A 21198-nucleotide genomic window follows, 5' to 3' on the forward strand; every position below is an offset into this window, starting at 1 on the left:
CGGCGCGGACCCGGGCGGGGGCGAGTCGTCACCGGTGTGCCTCCTGCGGGTGGGACCGCCTCGTGAAGAGGTCGCGGGACACAGGTCACGAGACGGTGTCGATCGTCGGGAGATCGGCCCGCTCGGCTCGCCGCAGGCCGCCGGGCAGGGCACGGTTGTACTCCGCGATCGACTCGCGGACTCCCGGCCCGACGGCCGGACCGGAGAGGTGGGGGGCATGAGGACACCGAAGATCACGCCGCGCGGGCGCACCACCGGGCGCGGACGCACCACCGGGGTGGTGGCGCTCGTCGCCGCCCTGGGTCTGCTGACCGGGTGCGGCACGCTGGCGGAGCTGACCGCAGCGGACCCGGCACCGTCGTCGACGGCCTCGACCGCGTCGGACCCGGCGACCGCTGCGCCGTCCGACGAGCCGTCCCCCGCGGCGTCGTCCGACGTCTCCCCCGACCCGGTGGAGCCCTCCGCCGACCCGACGCCGTCGGCCAGCCCGGAGCCCGAGGCGACGCCCGACGAGGAGCCCTCGGCCACGCCGTCGGCAGACCCCGAGCCCGAGGCGACCGCGGACGAGGACACGACCGGCGACGGTGAGTCGAAGAAGAAGAAGGACGAGGAGGCCGAGCCGGAGTACCTGCAGGTCGGCGCGGACGGCGCGGACGTCGAGGCGTTGCAGCAGCAGCTCCAGGACCTCGGCTACTACCTGCCGGACGTCGACGGGTCGTTCGGCCCGATGACGCAGCAGGCGGTCTGGGCGCTGCAGAAGGCCGCCGGCCTGTACCGGGACGGCGTCGTCGGCCCGAAGACGGAGAAGGCGATCGACGACGGCGTCCGCCCGGGCGCGCAGTCGTCGTCGGGCAAGGTCGTGGAGATCGACCTGGACCGTCAGCTCGTCAAGGCGGTGGAGGACGGCGAGGTCGTGCGGACCATCAACGCGTCGTCGGGCAACGGCGAGACGTTCGAGGCGAAGGGCCGCACCTACACCGCCTCGACCCCGCGCGGGAAGTTCGCGGTCTACATGGAGCGCGACTACCTGCACGAGTCGACGCTGGAGCTCGGCTCGATGTACCGGCCCAAGTACTTCACCGGCGGCATCGCCGTGCACGGTTCGCCGTCGATCCCGCCGCACCCGGCCTCGCACGGGTGCATCCGGGTGTCGAACTCGGCGATGAACTGGCTGTGGGACTCCTGGGGGATGCCGAAGGGCACCACCGTGATCGTCTACTGACGTCCGGACGGTCCGCCGTCAGAGGGCCAGGCCGACCAGCACCGGCTCCGGCTCCAGCTCGACGCCGAACCGGTCCCGCACGCCGTCGCGGATCGTGCGCGCGAGCGCGACGAGGTCCGCGGCGGTGGCTCCGCCGCGGTTCGTCAGCGCGAGCGTGTGCCGCGTGGACAGCCGCGCCGGGGAGTGCTCCCCCGCGACGCCGAACCCCTTGGTGAATCCGGCCCGCTCGATGAGCCACGCGGCGCTCGTCTTGACCAGCGACGGGTCCACGGCACCGAGGCTGGGGCCCACCGTGGACCGGGGCACCGAGGACCGCACCGGGAAGCGGGGGGCGTCGTCGGGCAGGTGCGCGGCGTCGTCGGCGGACACGACCGGGTTGGTGAAGAACGATCCGGCGGACCAGCGGTCGTGGTCCGGCGCGGTCGCACCGTCCGTGCCGCCGACACCGCCGACACCGCCGACACCGTCGAGCAGCATCCCCTTGCCGCCGCGCAGCTCGAGCACGGCCTGGCGGACGTCGGCGGACGGCGCCCGTGCGCCCACCTCGACGCCGAGCGTGCGCGCGAGCTCGGCGTAGCCGATCGGCGCGGAGAGCGACCCGAGGCGCATCTGCAGGTCGACCTGGAGGACGACGTAGCGCGGCGTCGGGTACCAGACGTCCAGCCCCTGCGCCGTGCCCCCGCTGCGCATCGAGCGCTTGAGGAGGCTGGTGCGGTAGCCGAACCCCAGCTCGGACAGGGTGAGGGTCTTGCGCTGCCCCGTGGCACGGTCCCAGGTGCGCACGGACGCGACGACGCCGGACACCTCCTGGCCGTACGCGCCGATGTTCTGCACGGGAGCGGCGCCGAGGGTGCCGGGGATGCCGGAGAGCGCCTCGACGCCCACCCACTCGTTCGCGACGGCCTGCTCGACGAACGCGTCCCAGTCCTGACCGGCGGGCAACGAGAGGCTCGCCCCGCCGCACGCGCCGTCGGTGCCGCAGGAGTCCGTGAGGTCAGCCTCCAGGCCCTGGCGGACGTCGCGCACCACCATGCCGTCGAAGCCGGCGTCGGCGACCAGCAGGTTGGACCCCCCGCCCACCACGAGCAGCGGGACACCGGCGTCGTCGGCCGACCGGACGGCGTCGATCAGCTCCGCCTCGGTGGTGGCCTCCACGTACTGCCCGGCCGGGCCGCCGACCCGCAGCGTGGTGAGGTCGGCGAGGGTCGGCACGGGTGCGTCGTCGGCGGGGGTCGGGGCGTGCTCGGCGGTCTGGCTCACCCGTCCAGCGTAGACGCCGTGCGCACCGGCGTGAGCGGCCGGGCGGCGCCCGCCACGACGAGGCCCACGGCGACCGGCAGGGCGAGCACGAGCAGGGCGAGGCGGTAGCCGGTCACCTCGGCGAGGAAGCCGATGAGCGCGGGCCCGACGAAGAACGCGGAGTACCCGATCGTGGAGACCACCGAGACGCGCAGGGCGGCGCGCGCCGGGTCGTCGGAGGCGGCGGACATGCCCATCGGGAAGCCGAGCCCCGCGCCGGCGCCCCACAGCGCCACCCCGACCAGCGCGGTCGGCAGGTTCGGCACGAGGGCGAACACGCCGACGCCCACGATGGCGGCGGCCCCGCTCGCCCGCAGGACGACGACGCGTCCGTACCGGTCGATGAGCGTGGTGCCGGCCAGCCGGGTGACGGTCATGGCCACGAGGAACACGGCGAGGGCCACCGCACCGACGCCGTCCCCGGTGCCGAACCCGTCGACGGTGGCCAGACCGACCCAGTCGTTCGCGGCGCCCTCGGTGAGGGCGGCGGCCATGACGATCAGCCCGATGAGCAGGGTGCGGGGCTCGCGCCAGGTGGCGAGGGTGTCCTTCAGGGTGTGCCCGTGGGCGGGCTCGACGGCGGTGGCGGGGTCGGCGAGGGCGTCCTGCGCCCCGGGGAGCGACGTCGTCGGTCCGGCCTCGTGGGCGGGCAGGAAGGCGCGCACGCAGAGCGCGACGGCGACGGCGTCGACGACCTGCACGGTGAGCAGGTGCGGGGTGAGCGGCACGTGCGCCCAGGCGGCGAGGGCACCGGCGCCCGCACCGGCGACGGTGCCGAGCGAGAACGCGGCGTGGAACCGGGGCATGATCGCCCGGCCGAGCCGCTGCTCGACCACCGCGCCCTCGAGGTTCATGGCGGCGTCCCAGACGCCGACGCCGACGCCGGCGAAGAACAGCCCGACGCGCACCCAGACGTGCTCGCCGGCGTCCACCCCGAAGCAGGCCACGGCGAACCCGATCGAGGAGACGACCGCGAAGGTCAGGACGGTGCGGCCGGCGCCGAGGCGGGAGGAGATCATCCCGGAGAGCGGCAGCGCGCACAGGGAGCCGATCGACGCGCTCAGCAGGAGCAGACCCATCTGGCCCTGGGAGAAGTCGAGGCCGTCGCGGACCGCGGGGATGCGCGAGGCCCAGGTGGCCATCCCGAAGCCGGCGGCGATGAAGACGCCGAACACGGCCCAGGTGGCGGCGCGCAGGCGGCGCGCGTCGAGATCGTGGTGCACCGGATGACGATGGCTGGTCCACCACGTGGTCGTCAAATCGTTTCGATCCCCTTCCGCCGGTAGGCTGACGCCACTTCAGCAGGAAGGATCCGCATGGGCCGCACCCCGGGCTCCCGCCCCACCCTGGCGAAGGTCGCCCAGCAGGCCGGCGTCTCCGTCTCCACGGCCTCGCTCGCGTTCTCCGGCTCCGGCCCGATCACCCCCGAGACCCGTGACAAGGTCCTCGCCGCCGCCGCCGACCTCGGCTACACCGGCCCCAACCCGCTCGGACGCCAGCTGAGGCGGGGGCGCTCCGGGATCGTCGGCGTCGTCATCGGCGACCAGCCCGGACGAGCCTTCCGCGACCCCGTGGCCGTCCAGGTGCTCGACGGCCTCGTCGACATGCTCGGCGCCGAAGGCCTCGGCGTGCTGCTCATCCCCGGCGTGCGCGGCCGCGACACCGTCGACCCCCTGCTGGAGACCGCCGCCATGGACGTCGCCGTCCTCGTCTGGGGCGCGCTCAGCGACGACCCCACCCTCGCGGCCATCGAACGCCGCAACCTGCCCGTCGTCGTCGGCGAGGGCCGCGCCGTCGAGGGCGCACCGCTCGTCGCCATCGAGGACCGCGCCGGCACCGCCGAGGCCGTGCGCCACCTGCGCGAGCTCGGGCACACCCGCATCGCCGAGATCGCCCTGCCCTTCGACGAGCACGAGCGCAGCGGACCCGTCGACGCCGCCCGCCTCGCCCAGGCCGACCGCACCCCCACCGTGAACCGGCTCGCCGGCGTGCGTGACGTCGTCGCGCCCGTGCTCACCTGGGAGTGCCCCGCCTCGCTCGTCGAGCACGGGCGTGACGCCGCCACCGAGATCCTCGGCACCTGGGTGCCGTCCTCGGAACGCCCCACCGCCATCGTGGCGCACTCCGACCTGCTCGCCGCAGGAGCCGTCATCGGCGCGCGCGAGCTCGGGCTGCGCATCCCGCAGGACGTGTCCGTCGCCGGGTTCGACGGCCTCGACCTGCCGTGGCTCTCCCCCGACGTGCTCACGAGCGTGCACCAGCCGCTGCGCGAGAAGGGCTCCGCGCTGGGCCGGGCCGTCGTCGACCTGCTCGCCGGTGGCGAGCCCACGACCGTCACCCTGTCCGTCGGGCTCGTGCCCGGCACGACGACGGGCCCGGTACCGGTCACCTGACCTCGGTGCCGCGCCCCGGCGCGCTCAGCGCGGCGGGGACGCCGCCGCCGACGCCGCGCCGAAGACCTGCTCCGCGCGCTCGCGCGTGCAGAACGCCAGCACGGCCTCCTTGCGACCGTAGGCGGAGTCGAAGACGACCTCCCCGGCCAGCTCGAAGCCGCTCGCCGCCGTGCGGGCGACGGCGGCCCGGTTCCGCACGTCCGGCTCGGCGACGAGCCGCTCGACGGCAGGCGGCGCGAACGCGAACGCGAGCATCGCCGGCCCCAGCACCCTCCACGGCGCCACCTCGGCACCCCGGAAGAAGTGCACGCCGACGTCGCCCGGTCGGGCGTCGTACGCCGTCGCCACCGGGTCGTCCTGGGCGTGGTAGAGCTGCACCAGCGCCGCGGGCTCGCCCGCGACCCGCACCAGGTACGCCCGGTGGGTGGGCAGGGTCTGCACGAACTCGTACGTCTCGCGCAGCTCGTCCCGGGTCAGGCCGTCGAGCCCCCAGAACCCCGCGTGCGGGCGCGTGACCCACTCGTGCAGGACGTCGAGGTCGCGGGCGGGGTCGAGCACGTGCGCGGTGATGCCGGGCCAGTCGTCCGACCGCCACACCTCGGCGCCCCGCTCCCCCTCGGCCAGCAGATCCGTCATGACGCCTCCCAGGTCTCCGGGCGCAGTCGCGCCCAGTCGGTCTCGATCTCGTCGGTGCCGGCCGCCACCCACCGGGGGTGCTGGTCGGCGTAGTGCTCCGAGCGCGGGTCGCCGCTCGCACCGAACGGCACGCCCCACCGGCTACGACGCCGGTCGGACAGGTCCCACACCCACCGGGCGACGCTCCCCCGCCACGACACCGTCGACAACCCCGGGACACCGCCGGTGCAGCAGACCGTGTCGGCCGAGCCGCCCACGGGGGCCCGGAGCGCAGGGGGTACGCCCGCGATCTGCTCGCGGGGCACGCCCGTGGCGTCCACCAGGGCGTGCCACGGCACGACCGGGTGCAGCTCGCCCCACGTCGAGGTGCTGCCCACGACCTCGGCGAGCGCCGCGGCGGCCTCGGCCGTGGCGTCCAGCGCCGGCTCCCGCAGGGAGCCCGTGGCGAGCAGCGCGGGCAGGTGCAGACCGACGTTCGCCGTGACGTCCAGCCAGGGCGTGAGCACCGCAGGGGCCTGCGGCGGCGCGTGCAGCGCCGCGAGCGCGGGGTGCGCGGCGACCCGCCGCACCAGGGCGTCGCGCCAGCAGGCGAACAGCGCGGCGTCCGGCGAGTCGGCGGCCATGCGGGCGCCGTCGGCGGCCCAGGCGCGCAGCCGCAGGGCAGGGGCGGCGAGGTCCGGACCGGTGACGTCGCGCAGGAGGTCGACCAGGGCTCCGGCCCCGGCGTCGGCCACGTCGGCGTGCACCCGCTGCTGGTCGTCCGCACGCTCGCCGCCGTCGGGTGCGTCCGCGAGCAGCGCGCGGATCCGGGGTCCGCGGTGCGGCGCGTAGGCCAGGCCGAGGTCGGGCACCCGGGCCTGGTCGTCGGGGGCGTCGTTGGCGTCCACGGCGACGTCGACCACCGGGGTCGGGTTGGGCAGCACGCGCCACGACGGCAGGTCGTCGCCGGGCCCGACGACGTGCGGCAGCACGCGGTCGGCGCGCTCGCGCTCCGGCACCCGCCCCGCGGTGAGGCTCAGGACGGTGCCGGCGGAGTCGGCGGTGAGCACCCGGTTGACCGGGTCGACCCACCCGGCGAAGGCGTCGGCGACGTCGTGCGCGGTGCGCGCCCGCAGCAGCCGCCGCCACGACGCGACACCGAGGTCGGCGTCCACGCGCACGGGCCAGCGCAGGGCGTGCCGGTCCGTCACCAGCGGGCCGCGGGCCGTCTCGGTCCACCCGACCTCGACGGGCTCGGCACCCCGTACCGGGACCACCTCGACGCCGTGCTCGGCTCCCTCCAGGGACTGCGGGGTCTCCACGAACACCTCGACGTGGTGCGCCATCGCGTTCGTGATGCCCCACGCGACGGACGACGCGTCCGCCCCCGCGGTGGCCGCCTGGCCGAAGTGCAGCACCCCCGGCACGCCGGGGAACGCGAGGCCGACGACGTCGTAGGCGTCGCAGGCGAGGCGCACCTGCTGGTAGATCCCCGGGAGCTCCAGCAGACGGTGGGGGTCGCCGGCGAGCAGCGGGGCCCCGGACGCCGTCCGCGACCCGGCCAGCGCCCACGCGTTCGACCCGGACGACGCGCCGTCGGGCACGCCCACCAGCGGGTGGTCCGGGCCCAGGGTGCGGGCGACGTGCTCGCGCCACAGCAGCCCCGGCCACCCGCTGAACAGCACGTGGTTGACGCAGAACACCCCCAGCGGGGCCCAGTCGGGCCAGGGGGAGCGGCGCACGGGACCGCCCGGGGCGCGGTCGAGGAGGTCCGTCTCGGGCACGTCGCGACCGCCGTCGAGCAGGCCGGCGTTCACGCCTGCCGTGTACGCCGCCAGCCACTGCCGCTCGGGCTCCGCGAGCGCCGCGTGGACCCGGCGGGCGGTGTCCGCGAGACGGACCCGCACGGCGAACCGGTCCCACTCCAGACCGCCCGGCCCGAACCGTTCGGCGAGCCGGCCCTCGGCCCGCCACCGGTCGGTCTCGAGCTGCCAGCCGCGGTCGCGGGCGGTGACGTACCCCTGGCCGTACGCGAGGTCGAGCTCGTCCGCGGCGCGCACGTGCGGGACGCCGCGCGCGTCGCGGAAGACCTCGAACGGGTGCGTCACGGGCGCGCCACGGGGTTGGCCATCGTGCCCGCGTAGATGAGCGACGACGACTGGTCGGCGAGGTCCACCATCTGCAGGGTGTTGCGCAGCTGGAGCCGGTTGAGGCACGAGTGCGCGAACCGGTCGGCCCGCAGGTCCACCCCGGACCTCAGGTCGGGGTGCTCGGCGTGGTGCCGGTCGATGACGTCCGCCACCACCGCCCAGAAGCGGTCCTCGGCGAGCACGCCGTCGACGGCGAGGATGCCGGCCAGGTGCCGCAGAACCCCGTCGAACACGTCGGTGAAGATGGCGAGCGCCTTCTCGTCGTCGTCCACGGCGCCGGCGATGCGGTCGACGCCGGCGGGCAGGGCGCGGGCGGTCGACAGCACCGCCACCTCCTCGCCGACGTCCTTCATGAGCGCTCGTCGCACCACGCCGTCGCGCAGCACGAGGATGAGGTTCTCCCCGTGCGGCATGAACGCGAGGTCGTGGGCCCGCAGGCAGTGCACCAGCGGGTAGAGGTAGGCGTCCAGGTAGGCGCGCAGCCACTCCTCGGCCGTGATGCCGGAGGTGCGCACGAGCGAGGTCGCGAGCGCGACGCCGGACGCGTCGCGGTGCAGCAGGCTCGCCATCGTGGCCAGGCGCTCGCCCGGCTCCACCCGCGGCAGGGCGGACTCCCGCCAGAGCGCGGCGAGCATCTTGCGGTGCGGGTTCGGTCGGGGGGTGCGGTGGTAGACGTCGCCGGTGTACCCGATCGACGCGACCTCGCGCAGCAGGCCGAACCCGGCGCCCTGCAGCGTCGTGTCGCCCGTCACGAGGTCGGCGACCCAGTCGTTGATCTGCGGGGTGACCCGCATGTACGCCGGGGACAGCCCGCGCAGGAACCCCATGTTCTGGATCGCGAGCGCCGTCTTGACGTAGTGACGCTCGGGGCGGGTGCGGTTGACCATCGTGCGGATCGACTGCTGCGGGGTGTACTCGTCGGCGCCCGGGCCGAGCGGCACCAGGTCGCCGCGCGCGACGTCGGCCGCGAACGTGGTCGCCAGGCGGTGCGTCGCCTGCCAGGGGTGCACGGGCAGGTAGAGGAACTCCGCGGGGTCGTCGCCGCGGGCGGCGAGGCGCTCGGCGAACGCGGCGCGCTCGGCCCCGCTCAGCTCGACGCCGTAGAGGCCGGCCTCGGTCTGGTCGGCGCACAGCGCGAGGTGCGTGTGCTCGCGACGCGCCGCGAACCAGTGCAGGCGCAGGCGTCCGCCGCGCTCGGGCGCGTAGGCGCGGTAGTCGTCCAGGGAGAATCCGATGCGGCCGTTGTTGGCGAGGAACCCGGGGTGGCCCTCGCTCATGGCTGCCTCGACGGTCGCGAAGGTCGCCGCCGTGCGGCGGGCGTCCTCGACGGCGTCCACCGCGTCGGCGGTGAGCCCGGCGGTCAGCCGGGCGACGTCGGGGGTGTCGCCGGTGAGCTCGCGCTCCCGCTTCGCCGTCGCCGCGGCGAGCGTCGAGGACAGCTCCTCCAGGTAGACGGCCAGCAGGTCGTCGGGCACCCCGAGCAGCGGCTGGAGCTCCGCGACGAGCTCGAGGACGTCCACGGGCAGCACCGCCTCGCCGCCGGGGGCGCCCGGCCCGCCGGGGGTGTCCTGGCCGTCGACGGTCCGCGTGATCGACGCGGGGTCCACGACCCAGTGCTCGAGGGCGAACGTGCGTGCCGCGAAGGTGTACGTCACGCCGTCGAGGTCGAGCCGGTAACGGCCCTCGCCGTCGGGCGTCGGGGCGAACAGGCGCTCGTGCGCGAGCTCCGCGAGCGCCTTGGCCGCGAGGTGGCGGTGGGCGTGCTCGGCGAAGTCCTGGCGCAGGTGGGGGGCGAGGTCGACGCCCGGGCCCAGCGGCGAGGCCGCGTGGTCGGCGCGGGTGCAGACGCTGAGCGCCGCGGTCTTGGTGTGCCCGCCGTCGGTCACCTCGACCTCGCGCAGCACCCGGAACCCCGCCGCGGCGTTCTTGGCGGCGATCGCCGCGTTGGCGACGTCGGGCTCGACGACGACCCTCGACCCGCCGCGCCCGCCCCGGTCGGCCGGGGCGAGGCAGAACCGGACCACCGCGGTCATGACGGCGTCGGTGAGCCCGCTGCGACGTCCGCCGTCCGCCGGGGGCGGGGCGACGAGCAGGTGCATGCCGACGTCGCCCGGCTCGGCGTCGTGGACGTCGGTCAGCAGGACGTGGGCGGGGTCGTACGTCTCGGTGTACGCCACGGGCACGCCGTCGAGCCGGACGAGCCACGCGGCCTGGTCCGGGTCGGTGGTGAGCAGGGCGAGGTGCTCGCGCACCTCGGCGACGCCGAGGTCGCCCATGTGCCAGGCGGCCGACGCGGGGTGCGCCAGCCAGGACTGCAGCGTCGCGGCGTCGTCGCCACGGGCCGGTGAGAGGGTCAGGTCGCCGACGCGGGTCCCCACGCAGAACGTGGTCACCGGTGCGGTGGTGGTGGCGGTCACCGGGCGACCTCCGCCGTGGAGCCTGCCCGGGCCGTGCCCGTGCGGTCCGCCCGGGCCTGCGCCGAGCCGCCCGGCAGACCGAACTCCTGGAACGCGATGCGACGTTCGACGCGGTACGGCTCGCGACCGGTGACGCGGGCGAGCACCACCGAGTTCCGCCACGCCCCGAACCCGAGGTCCGGCGCGGTGACGCCGTGCGTGTGCTCCTCGCCGTTGAGGGTGAGGACCCGGCCGTCGTGGGAGACCACGTAGTCGCGGGTGACGTCGAACCGGTCACGCTCGTCGAGCCGGAGCCGCTCGCGCACCGGGTCGAGGAACCCCGGCACCTGTGCGCCGTAGCCCGTCGCGGCGACGACCGCGCGGGTGCGGTGCTCGGCCGTGGTGCCGAGCTGCGCGTGCCGCAGGGTCAGGACGTAGTCGACGGCGCCGTCGTCGGCCCGCTCCGCCCGGGCCGCGACCACCTCGGTGTCGCTGCGCAGCGTGGTCGGCACCTGCGCACCCAGCGCGGTGCGCCGGTAGAGGGTCTCGTAGATGTCGTCGATCAGGTCGGCGCTGATCCCCTTGTAGAGGCTGCGCTGCTCCCGGGCGAGGAGGTCGCGCAGGCCCGGGTCGAGGCCGTGGTAGTGGTCCGTGTACTCCGGGGAGGTCATCTCCAGGGTCAGCTTCGTGTACTCCATCGGGAAGAACCGGGGCGAGCGCGTCACCCAGTCCAGCCGGTGCGGACCCGCCGTCTCCAGCAGGTCGCGGTACACCTCCGCCGCGGACTGTCCCGAGCCGACGACGGTCACGGCGTCGCAGGCACGCAGCGCGTCACGGTGCGGCAGGTACTCGGCCGTGTGGACCACCGGCCCGGCGTCCGCCCCGAGGGCGCGCGCCTGGTGGGCGAGGTCCGCCAGCGGGGCCGGCAGCCGCGGCGTCGTGCCCACGCCGAGGACGACGTGCCGGCCCCGGTACTCCTCGCGCCGCACGCCATCGGCGTCGGACGCCTCCGCCACCACGACGTACTCGTCCACAGCGGCGTCGTGCTCGACGGACACCACGCGCCGGCCCCAGCGCAGCGTGCCGAGCCGGTCGGCCACCCAGCGGCAGTACTCGTCGTACTCCGCGCGCAGCGGGTAGAACGACTCGCGGATGTAGAAGGGGTACAGCCGCCCGACGTCCTTGAGGAACGCCAGGAACGAGAACGGCGAGGTGGGGTCCGCCATCGTCACCAGGTCCGCGAGGAACGGCACCTGGATGGTCGCACCGTCGATCATCATCCCCGGGTGCCAGCGGAACTCGTCCGCCTGGTCGAGGAACACCGCGTCGACGTCGGCCAGCGGGTCGGCGAGCGCGGCGAGACCGAGGTTGAAGGGACCGATGCCGATGCCGACGACGTCGTAGGTGGTGGTCGTCATCGGTCGCCCTCCGTCAGGGTGCGGTCGAGGTGGGGGTGCACGTCCCGGCAGGGCGGACCGGACAGCCCGGCGAGCGCCTCGCCCGCGAGGAGGCCGTGGGCGACGTCGCGGACCAGCGTGAGCACCCTGCGGACGTCGGCCAGGGTGCGGCCCGGGTCGAGCAGGGTCAGCTTGAGGCAGGGCCGGCCGTCGATCACGGTCTTGGCGACGCTGGCGCGGCCGGAGTCGAACAGCACGCGGCGCACCTGGGCGACCAGGGCGTCCGCCTGCGCGTCGCTCACCCCGGCCGGCTGGTACCGGAAGATCACCGTGGACAGGTCCGTCGACGCCACGAGCCGCAGCTCGGGGTCGTCGACGAGGTCGGCGTGGACCGCGGCGGCGAGGTCGCAGACCGCGTCGACCCGGCGGCCGATGCCCTCGGGCCCGATGGCGCGCAGCGTCGCCCACAGCTTGAGGGCGTCGAAGCGGCGCGTGGTCTGCAGCGACCGGTCGACCTGGTTGTCCGGGTCGGTGGCCGGGTTGAGGTAGTCGGCGTGCCAGGCGGTCCGGGCGAGGTCGGCGCGGTCGCGGACCAGGACGGCGCTGGAGGACACCGGCTGGAAGAACGTCTTGTGGAAGTCGACCGTCACGGAGCGGGCGCGCTCGATGCCGTCGAGCAGGTGACGCCGGGTGGGCGAGACCAGCAGCCCGCCCCCGTAGGCGGCGTCCACGTGGAGCCACACCCCGGCGGCGTCGCAGGTCCGCGCGACGGCGGCCAGCGGGTCCACGGTGCCGCGGTCGGTGGTCCCGGCCGTGACGACGACCGCCATGACCACGTCGCCGGCGCGCTCGGTGGCGGCCAGGGCCTCGGTCAGGGCGTCGGGCGACATCCTGCCGTCCGGGTCGGTCGCCACGGGCACGACGGCGTCGTCGGCCAGACCGAGGAGCATGGCCGACTTGGCGACCGAGAAGTGGCTGACGTCGGTGGCCAGGACGCGCAGCCGCGCCTGCAGGCCGGTCCGGGCGAGGCCGGAGATCCTGCTGCCGTCCGGGGCGGTCAGCGCGCTCTCCCGGGCGGCGAGCAGGGCGTGCATGTTGGACTGCGTGCCCCCGGAGGTGAACACGCCGTCGCCGTCGGTGAATCCGATGCGCTGCGCCGTCCAGGCGACGAGCCGGCGCTCCATGAGGGTGGCCACCGTGGACTGGTCGTAGGTGTCGACCGAGGTGTTGATGGCCGCGATCATCGCCTCGGCGCCGACGGCGGCGATGTCGACGGGGCAGTTGAGGTGGGCGAGGTACGCCGGGTCGTGGAACCAGACCGCGTGCGTCGCGTAGAGGTCCGCGGTCTCCCGCAGGGCGTCGTCGGTGCCGACGCCGGGCCCGTCGAGGTCGACGGCGTCCACGAGCGCGGCGAGCTCGTCGCGGCTCGCGCCGCTCCACGGCTGGGACACCGCCGCGAAGCGGGCGGCGACGTCGTCGACGACGTCGTGGACCACGCGGGCGTAGGCCCCGGCCGTGGCACCCCGCAAGAGGGTGTCGGTGCTGGTCAGGGTCACGTCGGACGAGAAGGTGGACACGCCGGTGTACCTCCGGTGCGAGGGGGATGTTGAGGCAAGGCTCACCTAAACTAGGCGGCCCTTGCCTGTCCTGTCCATCCCCGGCCCACCATCCGAGACCTCACCCGCTGTGACCCTGACCACGCCGATGCGTCGGGTGCCCCGCGAGGCCGCGCGGGGCGCCCGACGACCAGCCATCGTCAGCGGACCGGGACCCTCGGCGTCGGGAGGTAGACCTCTCCCCCGGCGGCCCGGAACTCCGCCGACTTGGCCGCCATGCCCTCCTGCGCCGCACCCACGACGGCCTGCTGCGCCCCCGCGCCCCCGAACTCGTCGCGGATGTCCTGCGAGATGCGCATGGAGCAGAACTTCGGCCCGCACATCGAGCAGAAGTGCGCCGTCTTGGCCGCCTCCGCCGGGAGGGTCTCGTCGTGGTACTCCTCGGCGAGCTCCGGGTCCAGCGACAGGTTGAACTGGTCGCGCCAGCGGAACTCGAAGCGCGCCTTGCTCAGCGCGTCGTCGCGCGCCTGGGCGCCCGGGTGGCCCTTGGCGAGGTCGGCGGCGTGCGCCGCGATCTTGTAGGTGACCACGCCGGTGCGCACGTCGTCGCGGTTCGGCAGGCCCAGGTGCTCCTTCGGCGTGACGTAGCAGAGCATCGCCGTGCCGTAGCGGGCGATCTCCGTGGCACCGATCGCCGAGGTGATGTGGTCGTAGGCCGGCGCGATGTCCGTCACCAGCGGCCCGAGCGTGTAGAACGGCGCCCCCTCGCACAGCTCCTGCTGACGCTCCACGTTCTCGCGCACCAGGTGGAACGGCACGTGGCCCGGACCCTCCACCATCACCTGCACGTCGAACTCCCAGGCGCGCTTCGTCAGCTCGGCCAGGGTGTCGAGCTCGGCGAACTGCGCGGCGTCGTTCGCGTCCGCGATCGAGCCGGGCCGCAGTCCGTCACCGAGCGAGAAGGCGACGTCGTAGCGCGCGAAGATCTCGCACAGCTCGTCGTAGTGGGTGTACAGGAAGTTCTCCTGGTGGTGCGCCAGGCACCACCCCGCCATGATCGACCCGCCGCGGGAGACGATGCCCGTCACCCGGTCGGCCGTCAGCGGCACGTACCGCAGCAGGACCCCCGCGTGCACCGTCATGTAGTCGACGCCCTGCTCGCACTGCTCGATGACGGTGTCCCGGTAGATCTCCCAGGTGAGCCGCGACGCGTCGCCGTCGACCTTCTCGAGGGCCTGGTAGATCGGCACGGTGCCGATGGGTACCGGGGAGTTGCGCAGGAGCCACTCGCGGGTGGTGTGGATGTCGTCGCCGGTGGACAGGTCCATGACCGTGTCGGCGCCCCACCTCGTGGCCCACTGGAGCTTCTCCACCTCCTCCGCGATCGAGGAGTGCACCGCGGAGTTGCCGATGTTGGCGTTGACCTTCACGGTGAACGCCCGACCGATGATCATCGGCTCGGACTCGGGGTGGTTGAGGTTGTTCGGGATGATCGCTCGCCCGGCGGCCACCTCGCTGCGCACGAGCTCGACGTCCACCCCTTCACGGAGCGCCACGAACCGCATCTCCGGGGTGACCTCGCCGCGTCGGGCGTAGTGCATCTGCGTGACGACGCGGCCGGGCGCGGCACGCCGCGGGGCCCGTGCCTCGCCCTGCCACTCGGCCGACGCGGCACCGCGGCGGCGGGCGCCCCGGCCGTCGTCGGACAGGTCCCTGACACGGCCCTGGTAGACCTCGGTGTCGCCACGGTCGGCGATCCAGCTCTCCCTCAGGCCAGGTATCCCGCGGACCGGGTCGCCGCCCGGTCCGTCGGTGCGGTAGACCCGCACCGGAGGGTTGGGGGTCCCGTCCGGGGAGTCCGCCAGGGTGATCTCGGTGACCGGCACCGTGATGCCGGAGTGCTCGCACCGCTCGAAGGCGAGTGCGCGTGCGGGGACGTCATCGTGCGACATGTGTGCTCCTGCTTCCTACGCCGGCATGACCCGGTCAGGTTCGACGGTGCGAGCGGCATCAGCTCGATCTCAGCCCTTGCCAGGGCACCCGTGGGATCACACGCAACGTAGCACGCCGTCCTTGCTGCGCGCCGAGGGGTATCGGGGCAGGGGAGGGTGCCGAACGGAGGAGATGGAGAAGGCAGTGGGTCGAGACAGGTTGCGCCGGGCTCAGCCCAGGCGGACGACGACCTGGGTGCGGCCGAGCACCTTGGCGCCCTCGTGGGTGACCGTGAGGTCGATGCGGGCCGTGCCCGCCTCCGCGTCGAGCGTGCCGACGGTGGCGGTCACCTCGACCGTGGCGGCGCCGCGGGCTGGCACCGGCACCGGCTTGGTGAAGCGGGTGCCGTAGCGCAGGATCGCTCCAGGGTCGCCGATCCAGTCGACGACGACGTCGACGACGCAACCCATGGTGCACATGCCGTGCGCGATGACGTCGGGCAGACCGACCTCGGTCGCGAACCGCTCGTCCCAGTGGATGGGGTTGAAGTCACCGCTCGCCCCGGCGTACCGGACCAGCGTGGCGCGGTCGACCTCGACGGTGCGCGTCGCCACCACGTCACCGACGGCGAGGTCGGCAACGGTCGGGCGTGCCGGGGTGCTCATCAGGACTCCTCGGGGCGGATCACGAGGCTGGAGGTGACCGTGGCCACCGGCTCCCCGGGAGCGCCGTCGTCGGCCGCGGCGAAGATCTCGCACCGCGTGCTCACCATCGAGATCCCGGCGCGCTGCGTCACGGAGTCGACGTGCAGCACCGTGACCAGCTCGTCGCCGGCGACGATCGGACGGTGGTGCGTGAAGCCCTCGTCGGCGTGCACCACGCGGCTGAAGTCGATGCCGGCCGCAGGGTCCGCGACGTACTGGGACTCGGCACGCTGGGCGACGACGACGGCGAACGTCGGCGGAGCGACGACGTCCGGATAGCCAGCACCCCGCGCCACCACGGGATCGTGGTGGGCGGGGTGCGTGGCACCGACAGCGGTGGCGAACTCGCGGATCTTCTCGCGTCCGACGGAGTACGGCTCGGTGGCCGGGTACTCGCGTCCTGCGAAGTCAGGGTTCGCCACGTCGGTGTGGAAGTGCTCGGACCGCGTCAGCGGGTCTCGCGGTGCGCGGTGTGCTTGCCGCAGCGCGGGCAGAACTTCGCCATCTCCAGACGGTCCGGGTTGTTCCGGCGGTTCTTCTTCGTGATGTAGTTCCGCTCCTTGCAGTCCACGCAGGCGAGCGTGATCTTCGGGCGGACGTCCGCGCTCTTGGAAGCCATGGTGTGTTCACCTCTCGCGCCCCCGGAAGGCGCAACGTGCGTCAAGGAATTGGTCCGACGCCGGCCGTCGAACCGCGTGTTGCTTGTTGGTAGCGAGGGCGGGGCTCGAACCCGCGACCTCACGATTATGAGTCGTGCGCTCTGACCAGCTGAGCTACCCCGCCGCGCGTGATTGAGCGCAAGACCGTCGACCCGAAGTTCTCGGGCGGCGGACCCACATCCATCACAGAGCCCCGAAAGGGAATCGAACCCTTGACCTTCTCCTTACCATGGAGACGCTCTGCCGACTGAGCTATCGGGGCAGCGGGGAAGACTCTACACGGCCACGCTCACCGGACGAAATCCGGTCTGCGTCACCGCATCTTCCCCAGATGCCGGGGGTCTCGACCGAGGCCGGGACCTTCCGTGCGGTGGCAGGTGAGGGATTCGAACCCCCGAAGTCGATGACGGCTGATTTACAGTCAGCTCCCTTTGGCCGCTCGGGCAACCTGCCGAGCGAGGTCGCGGACGACCTCGCGTGGACAACCATAGCGGCACCTCGGGCCCAGGTGGAAATCCGCCCGAGGTGGCACTGGTCACGTGGCAACGGTCGGGTGGCACCCGTCTCGCGCGGACATATCCTGCGCAGGTGACCACCCCGCCGCCCCCGGACCGCTGGGGCCTGCCCCTGGGGCTCGGCGCGTACCTCCTGTGGGGCGCCATGCCCCTGTACTTCCCCCTCCTGGAGCCCGCCGGCGCGGTCGAGATCATCGCGCACCGGATCGTGTGGTCGCTGGTGTTCTGCGTCGCGCTGCTCGCCCTGACCCGGAGCCTGGGCACCTACACCGCCGTCTTCCGCAGGCCCCGCACGCTCGGTGTGCTGGCCGTCGCGTCCGCGCTGATCGTCGTCAACTGGATCACCTACGTGTACGCCGTCCTGAGCGGGCACGTGCTGGACGCCGCGCTCGGCTACTACATCAACCCGCTGGTGACGACCATGCTCGGAGTCCTGGCGCTCCGCGAGCGCCTGCGCCCCGCCCAGTGGGTGGCGCTCGGCTTCGGGGTCGCCGCCGTCGTGGTGCTGTCCACCGGGGTCGGCGGGCTGCCCTGGATCTCCCTGGTGCTCGCGCTGTCCTTCGGCACGTACTCCCTGACCAAGAACCGGGTGGGCCGCACCGTCGCGGCGCTGCCCAGCCTCGCGGTCGAGACGACCGTCGCCGCCCCCTTCGCCCTCGGCTACCTCGGCTGGCTCGTCGCGGCGGGCACGTCGACGTTCGCCCAGGAGGGCGCGGGGCACGCGCTGCTGCTGGTCTCGGCCGGCGTGGCGACCGGCCTTCCGCTGCTGCTCTTCGGTGCCGCGGCACGCCGCCTGCCGCTCTCCGTCGTCGGGATGCTGCAGTACCTCACCCCGACCCTGCAGTTCGTCGTCGGGCTCGTCGTGCTCGACGAGCACATGTCCCCCACCCGGTGGGTCGGTTTCACGCTCGTGTGGGTCGCGCTGGTGATCCTCACCGCCGACGCCACCCGCTCGGCACGCGCCGTGCGGCTGGCAGCGGCACGAGGCAGGGCCGACGCCGACGCCGACGCCGGTTGAGTCGTCGCCCGCCGACGTCCACGCATCGGGCACGACGCTCGAGGGGTGGTCCGGCGCCGCACTCCCCCGCTCGCGCCGGCTCCGCTCGGTAGACTCACCCCATGGCTGACTCCAGTTTCGACATCGTCTCCAAGGTCGACCGCCAGGAGGTCGACAACGCCCTCAACCAGGCCGCCAAGGAGATCGCGCAGCGGTACGACTTCCGCGGCGTCGGCGCCTCCATCGCCTGGAGCGGCGAGGCGATCCTCCTGGTGGCGAACAGCGCCGAGCGCGTCAACGCCGTCCTCGACGTGTTCCAGACCAAGCTCATCAAGCGGGGCGTGTCCCTCAAGGCCCTCGACACCGAGGACGCCGAGCCGCAGCCGTCCGGCAAGGAGTACCGGCTGCCGCTCGCCCTCAAGGAGGGCCTGTCCGGCGAGAACGCCAAGAAGATCACCAAGCTGATCCGCGACGAGGGCCCCAAGGCCGTCAAGACGCAGATCACCGGTGACGAGGTCCGCGTCACGTCCAAGAGCCGCGACGACCTGCAGACCGTGATCGCCCTGCTCAAGGGCGCCGACCTCGACGTCGCGCTGCAGTTCGTCAACTACCGGTGACCCTGCCCCGGCTCGTCGCGTCCGACCTCGACGGCACCCTGCTGCGGTCGGACGGCACGATCTCGGACCGCACCCGCACCGCGCTGCGAGCCCTGGAGGACGCCGGGGTCGAGGTCGTCCTCGTCACGGCACGCCCGCCGCGCTGGCTCGACGCCATCGCCGACTGCGCCGGCGGGCACGGCCGCGTCGTCTGCCTCGGCGGCGCCGCCGTGTGGGACCTCGCCACCCGCACCGCCCTGGAGGTCCGGGGCTTCGAGGACGACGTCGTGCGCGCCCTGGCCGCCGACCTGCGCGCGGCGGTCCCGGGTGTCGCGCTCGGGCTGGAGCGTCCTGACGGTCCCGCCTTCGACCCGTGGTTCCCGCAGGACGAGACCGACCTGCCCGACTCCGTGCGCGCCGTGCCCGTGGAGAAGACCCTGCCCGACGGCGTCGTGGCCGCGGATGGTCCGGCGGCCGTCGGCAAGGTGCTGGCGGTCCGACCCGAGGCCCACCTGTCCACCCGGCCCGGGGACGTCGTGACGGGTGACGCCGGGGACGCAGCCCAGGACGAGTTCTTCGCCGCGGTGCGCGCGGCCGCGGCCGACCGTGCCCACCTGGCGTTCTCCGGCGCCGCCGGTCTCGCCGAGCTCCTGCCCGCGGGCGTCACCAAGGACGCGGCACTGGCCCGCTGGTGCGACCGGCTCGGCATCGACGCCGCCGACGTGTGGGTGTTCGGCGACATGCCCAACGACCTGCCGATGCTGGGCTGGGCCGGGCGCGGGATCGCCGTGGCGAACGCGCACCCCGACGTCCTCGCCTGCGCGGACACGGTCACGGCGAGCAACGACGACGACGGCGTCGCGGCGGTGCTGGAGGCGGTCCTCGCCGACCGGTGAGGGTCAGCGCTCCTCGTCGGGCAGCCTGCGACGCAGGTCGGCCATCTCGGCGCGCAGCGCTCGCAGCTCACCCGTGAGCAGGGCGATCTGCTCCGGCGACACCAACGAGGTGGGCACCGCGTCCGAGAACCTGCCCTCCCCCGGGCGCCGCTGCGGTCACCGTCACCGTCACCGGCACCGGCACCGGCACCGGCACCGGCACCGGCACCGGCACCGTCGTGGTGGTCGCTGTCGAGGTCGAGGTCGTCGTCCCGGTAGGACACGACCTCCACCAGCCACGACGACAGCGTCGCGGTCACGACACCGAGCAGGGCGATGCCGCCCAGCATGAGGACGACGGCCATGGTGCGACCCATCGGGGTGACGGGCGCCATGTCCCCGTAGCCGACGGTGGTGATGGTGACCATCGCCCACCAGAGGCCGTCACCGAGCGTCTGGATCGTCGCGCCGGGCCGGCCCCGCTCCGCCTGGACGACCACCAGGGCGCCCGTGAGGACCAGCAGGACGGTGCCGACCACGGCGTACCGCACCACCTTGCCCCGCATGCGCCGTTGACCCGTCTGGTTGAGGCGCGTCACCACGCTCACCAGGAGCAGCGGGCGCAGCACCGGCAGCACGACGACGGCGAGCGCCAGGGAGTGCCGACGCACGTACGCCCAGCGCCGTCGTGCCAGGTAGACGCGCACGACGTAGTCGACCACGAACGCCAGCCAGGTGAGGCCGAGGTACCAGGAGCAGGCCGACTGCAGGACGGGATCGACGTCGGGCTGCGCGATCGGGATGGCGTACGCCACGAGGAATCCCATGCCGACCACGGCCAGCGGCCACTCGGTCGCGTCCTCCCACCGGCGCAGGCGCGGGCCCTCCTCCTCGGCCCGGCGACGGGCGAGGCTGCGGGGGGCGAACGACGGCGACGACATCGCTGGTCAGCCTGCCAGAGGTGCGCGGGGAACGCGCGGGCAACCCGGTCAGTACCGGGAGATGCCGCCCGGGCCGAACCCGGTGCCGCCGGCCATCTTCTCGAGCCGGCTGATGCGCTCGGCCATCGGGGGGTGGGTGGCGAAGAGCTTGGCCATGCCGCCGCCGCGGAACGGGTTGGCGAGCATGAGGTGCGAGACGTTCTCCAGCGACTGCGTCTGCGGCAGCGGCGCCGCCTTGGTGCCCTGCTCGAGCTTGCGCAGCGCGGAGGCCAGTGCGAGGGGGTCGCCGGTGAGCTTGGCGCCGTCCTCGTCGGCGTCGTACTCGCGGGTGCGGGAGATGGCCATCTGGATGAGCATCGCCGCGAACGGCGCGAGGATCGCCAGCGCCAGCGCGGCCAGCGGGTTGCCGCCCTCGCGGCGGTCGCCGCCGCCGAAGAACAGCAGGAACTGCGCGAGCGAGGTGATGACGCCGGCCAGCGCGGAGGCGACCGAGGAGGTGAGGATGTCGCGGTTGTAGACATGCATCAGCTCGTGGCCGAGGACGCCGCGCAGCTCGCGCTCGTCGAGGAGGCGCAGGATGCCCTCCGTGCAGCAGACGGCGGCGTTCTTCGGGTTGCGTCCCGTGGCGAACGCGTTGGGTGCCTGGGTGGGCGAGATGTACAGCCGGGGCATCGGCTGACGGGCCACCGTGGAGAGCTCGCGCACGATGCGGTACATCTCCGGCGCCTCGAGCTCGGTGACGGGATAGGCGTGCATCGCCTTGATGGCGATCTTGTCCGAGTTCCAGTAGCCGACGAACGTGGCGATCAGGCCGACGGCCGTGAAGAGGAACAGCATGCCCTGGCTGCCCCGGAAGAACAGTGCCCAGAGTCCCAGCAGCACCGCCCACAGCACGCCGAAGAGCAGCACCGTCTTGAGTCCGTTGAAGTGCCGATGACCCACCGCTGATCT

The 21198-nt window shown here is 73.8% G+C and carries 17 protein-coding genes, 3 tRNA genes, 1 pseudogene and 1 riboswitch; of the genes and pseudogenes, 5 read left to right on the top strand and 16 right to left on the bottom strand.

Annotated elements, in window-relative coordinates:
- The first annotated feature begins 217 nt into the window (after window positions 1-217).
- Window positions 218-1222: a L,D-transpeptidase family protein gene (locus tag ACNHYB_RS07975; protein WP_418277892.1), complete on the top strand. Its 1005-nt coding sequence runs from the start codon at window positions 218-220 to the stop codon at window positions 1220-1222.
- Window positions 1223-1240: 18 nt separating this feature from the next.
- On the opposite strand, the gene ACNHYB_RS07980 is transcribed toward ACNHYB_RS07975, so the two are convergent.
- Together ACNHYB_RS07980 and ACNHYB_RS07985 are read right to left on the bottom strand one after the other, a co-directional pair.
- A complete protein-coding gene (locus ACNHYB_RS07980; RefSeq protein WP_418277893.1) occupies window positions 1241-2482 on the bottom strand; it encodes a UDP-N-acetylmuramate dehydrogenase in 1242 nt (413 codons plus the stop codon).
- Window positions 2479-3744: an MFS transporter gene (locus tag ACNHYB_RS07985; protein ID WP_418277894.1), complete on the bottom strand. Its 1266-nt coding sequence runs from the start codon at window positions 3742-3744 to the stop codon at window positions 2479-2481. The genes ACNHYB_RS07980 and ACNHYB_RS07985 overlap by 4 nt, the downstream gene beginning before the upstream one ends.
- A gap of 93 nt (window positions 3745-3837) precedes the next feature.
- On the opposite strand from ACNHYB_RS07985, the gene ACNHYB_RS07990 reads away from it, so the two are divergent.
- Window positions 3838-4914: a LacI family DNA-binding transcriptional regulator gene (locus ACNHYB_RS07990; RefSeq protein WP_418277895.1), complete on the top strand. Its 1077-nt coding sequence runs from the start codon at window positions 3838-3840 to the stop codon at window positions 4912-4914.
- Between the two features lie 24 nt (window positions 4915-4938).
- Here ACNHYB_RS07990 and ACNHYB_RS07995 read toward each other — a convergent pair whose 3' ends face one another.
- From ACNHYB_RS07995 to ACNHYB_RS08050, 12 genes are all read right to left on the bottom strand, one after another.
- A complete protein-coding gene (locus ACNHYB_RS07995) occupies window positions 4939-5550 on the bottom strand; it encodes a GNAT family N-acetyltransferase (RefSeq protein ID WP_418277896.1) in 612 nt (203 codons plus the stop codon).
- A complete protein-coding gene (locus ACNHYB_RS08000) occupies window positions 5547-7637 on the bottom strand; it encodes a penicillin acylase family protein (protein ID WP_418277897.1) in 2091 nt (696 codons plus the stop codon). Before ACNHYB_RS08000 ends, ACNHYB_RS07995 begins: the two co-directional genes overlap by 4 nt.
- The gene (locus ACNHYB_RS08005; RefSeq protein ID WP_418277898.1) at window positions 7634-10096 is read right to left on the bottom strand and encodes a GNAT family N-acetyltransferase; all 2463 of its coding nucleotides are present in this window, start codon (window positions 10094-10096) and stop codon (window positions 7634-7636) included. The genes ACNHYB_RS08000 and ACNHYB_RS08005 overlap by 4 nt, the downstream gene beginning before the upstream one ends.
- Window positions 10093-11493, bottom strand: a complete 1401-nt coding sequence (locus ACNHYB_RS08010) for a lysine N(6)-hydroxylase/L-ornithine N(5)-oxygenase family protein (RefSeq protein ID WP_418277899.1) — start codon at window positions 11491-11493, stop codon at window positions 10093-10095. The genes ACNHYB_RS08005 and ACNHYB_RS08010 overlap by 4 nt, the downstream gene beginning before the upstream one ends.
- Window positions 11490-13049 carry a pyridoxal phosphate-dependent decarboxylase family protein gene (locus ACNHYB_RS08015; protein WP_418277900.1) on the bottom strand — a complete coding sequence of 520 codons (1560 nt, stop codon included), beginning with the start codon at window positions 13047-13049 and terminating at the stop codon, window positions 11490-11492. Before ACNHYB_RS08015 ends, ACNHYB_RS08010 begins: the two co-directional genes overlap by 4 nt.
- A gap of 179 nt (window positions 13050-13228) precedes the next feature.
- Window positions 13229-14980: a phosphomethylpyrimidine synthase ThiC gene (gene thiC / locus ACNHYB_RS08020; protein WP_418277901.1), complete on the bottom strand. Its 1752-nt coding sequence runs from the start codon at window positions 14978-14980 to the stop codon at window positions 13229-13231.
- Window positions 14975-15081, bottom strand: a riboswitch (TPP riboswitch). (Overlaps the previous gene by 6 nt.)
- A 109-nt stretch (window positions 15082-15190) precedes the next feature.
- Window positions 15191-15625: a MaoC family dehydratase gene (locus tag ACNHYB_RS08025; protein WP_418277902.1), complete on the bottom strand. Its 435-nt coding sequence runs from the start codon at window positions 15623-15625 to the stop codon at window positions 15191-15193.
- Window positions 15625-16086, bottom strand: coding sequence for an FAS1-like dehydratase domain-containing protein (locus ACNHYB_RS08030; RefSeq protein WP_418277903.1), 462 nt, complete (start codon window positions 16084-16086; stop codon window positions 15625-15627). The genes ACNHYB_RS08025 and ACNHYB_RS08030 overlap by 1 nt, the downstream gene beginning before the upstream one ends.
- A 26-nt stretch (window positions 16087-16112) precedes the next feature.
- Entirely contained in the window at window positions 16113-16283 is a 171-nt protein-coding gene (rpmG, locus tag ACNHYB_RS08035; RefSeq protein ID WP_106267369.1) for a 50S ribosomal protein L33, read from the bottom strand.
- A gap of 87 nt (window positions 16284-16370) precedes the next feature.
- Window positions 16371-16447, bottom strand: a tRNA-Met gene (locus ACNHYB_RS08040).
- A 65-nt stretch (window positions 16448-16512) separates the two neighbouring features.
- A tRNA-Thr gene (locus tag ACNHYB_RS08045) sits at window positions 16513-16585 on the bottom strand.
- A 109-nt stretch (window positions 16586-16694) separates the two neighbouring features.
- Window positions 16695-16776: transfer RNA gene (locus ACNHYB_RS08050), tRNA-Tyr, on the bottom strand.
- 135 nt (window positions 16777-16911) lie between these two features.
- Between ACNHYB_RS08050 and rarD the strand changes: the two genes are divergently transcribed.
- From rarD to ACNHYB_RS08065, 3 genes are all read left to right on the top strand, one after another.
- A complete protein-coding gene (gene rarD / locus ACNHYB_RS08055; protein WP_418277904.1) occupies window positions 16912-17856 on the top strand; it encodes an EamA family transporter RarD in 945 nt (314 codons plus the stop codon).
- Between the two features lie 101 nt (window positions 17857-17957).
- Complete coding sequence (locus ACNHYB_RS08060) at window positions 17958-18452, top strand: YajQ family cyclic di-GMP-binding protein (RefSeq protein WP_418277905.1); 495 nt, start codon at window positions 17958-17960, stop codon at window positions 18450-18452.
- Window positions 18449-19327, top strand: coding sequence for an HAD family hydrolase (locus ACNHYB_RS08065; RefSeq protein ID WP_418277906.1), 879 nt, complete (start codon window positions 18449-18451; stop codon window positions 19325-19327). Before ACNHYB_RS08060 ends, ACNHYB_RS08065 begins: the two co-directional genes overlap by 4 nt.
- A gap of 281 nt (window positions 19328-19608) precedes the next feature.
- Here the strand turns inward: ACNHYB_RS08065 and ACNHYB_RS08070 are convergent.
- Together ACNHYB_RS08070 and htpX are read right to left on the bottom strand one after the other, a co-directional pair.
- Window positions 19609-20247 (bottom strand): annotated as a pseudogene (locus tag ACNHYB_RS08070) (potassium channel family protein); the annotation flags it as partial.
- Between the two features lie 48 nt (window positions 20248-20295).
- On the bottom strand, window positions 20296-21189 hold the full coding sequence (gene htpX, locus ACNHYB_RS08075; protein WP_418277907.1) for a zinc metalloprotease HtpX: 894 nt from the start codon (window positions 21187-21189) through the stop codon (window positions 20296-20298).
- Window positions 21190-21198 lie beyond the last annotated feature (9 nt).

Origin of the sequence: Isoptericola jiangsuensis (genome assembly GCF_048320105.1) — a bacterium.
Taxonomy (GTDB): domain Bacteria; phylum Actinomycetota; class Actinomycetes; order Actinomycetales; family Cellulomonadaceae; genus Isoptericola; species Isoptericola jiangsuensis_A.

Coding starts and splice junctions, on each gene's coding strand:
- ACNHYB_RS07995 (WP_418277896.1), bottom strand. CDS start 5,550: ATGACGGATCTGCTGGCCGAGGGGGAGCGGGGCGCCGAGGTGTGGCGG.
- rpmG (WP_106267369.1), bottom strand. CDS start 16,283: ATGGCTTCCAAGAGCGCGGACGTCCGCCCGAAGATCACGCTCGCCTGC.
- ACNHYB_RS08060 (WP_418277905.1), top strand. CDS start 17,958: ATGGCTGACTCCAGTTTCGACATCGTCTCCAAGGTCGACCGCCAGGAG.
- ACNHYB_RS07975 (WP_418277892.1), top strand. CDS start 218: ATGAGGACACCGAAGATCACGCCGCGCGGGCGCACCACCGGGCGCGGA.
- ACNHYB_RS08010 (WP_418277899.1), bottom strand. CDS start 11,493: ATGACGACCACCACCTACGACGTCGTCGGCATCGGCATCGGTCCCTTC.
- ACNHYB_RS07990 (WP_418277895.1), top strand. CDS start 3,838: ATGGGCCGCACCCCGGGCTCCCGCCCCACCCTGGCGAAGGTCGCCCAG.
- thiC (WP_418277901.1), bottom strand. CDS start 14,980: ATGTCGCACGATGACGTCCCCGCACGCGCACTCGCCTTCGAGCGGTGC.
- ACNHYB_RS08025 (WP_418277902.1), bottom strand. CDS start 15,625: ATGAGCACCCCGGCACGCCCGACCGTTGCCGACCTCGCCGTCGGTGAC.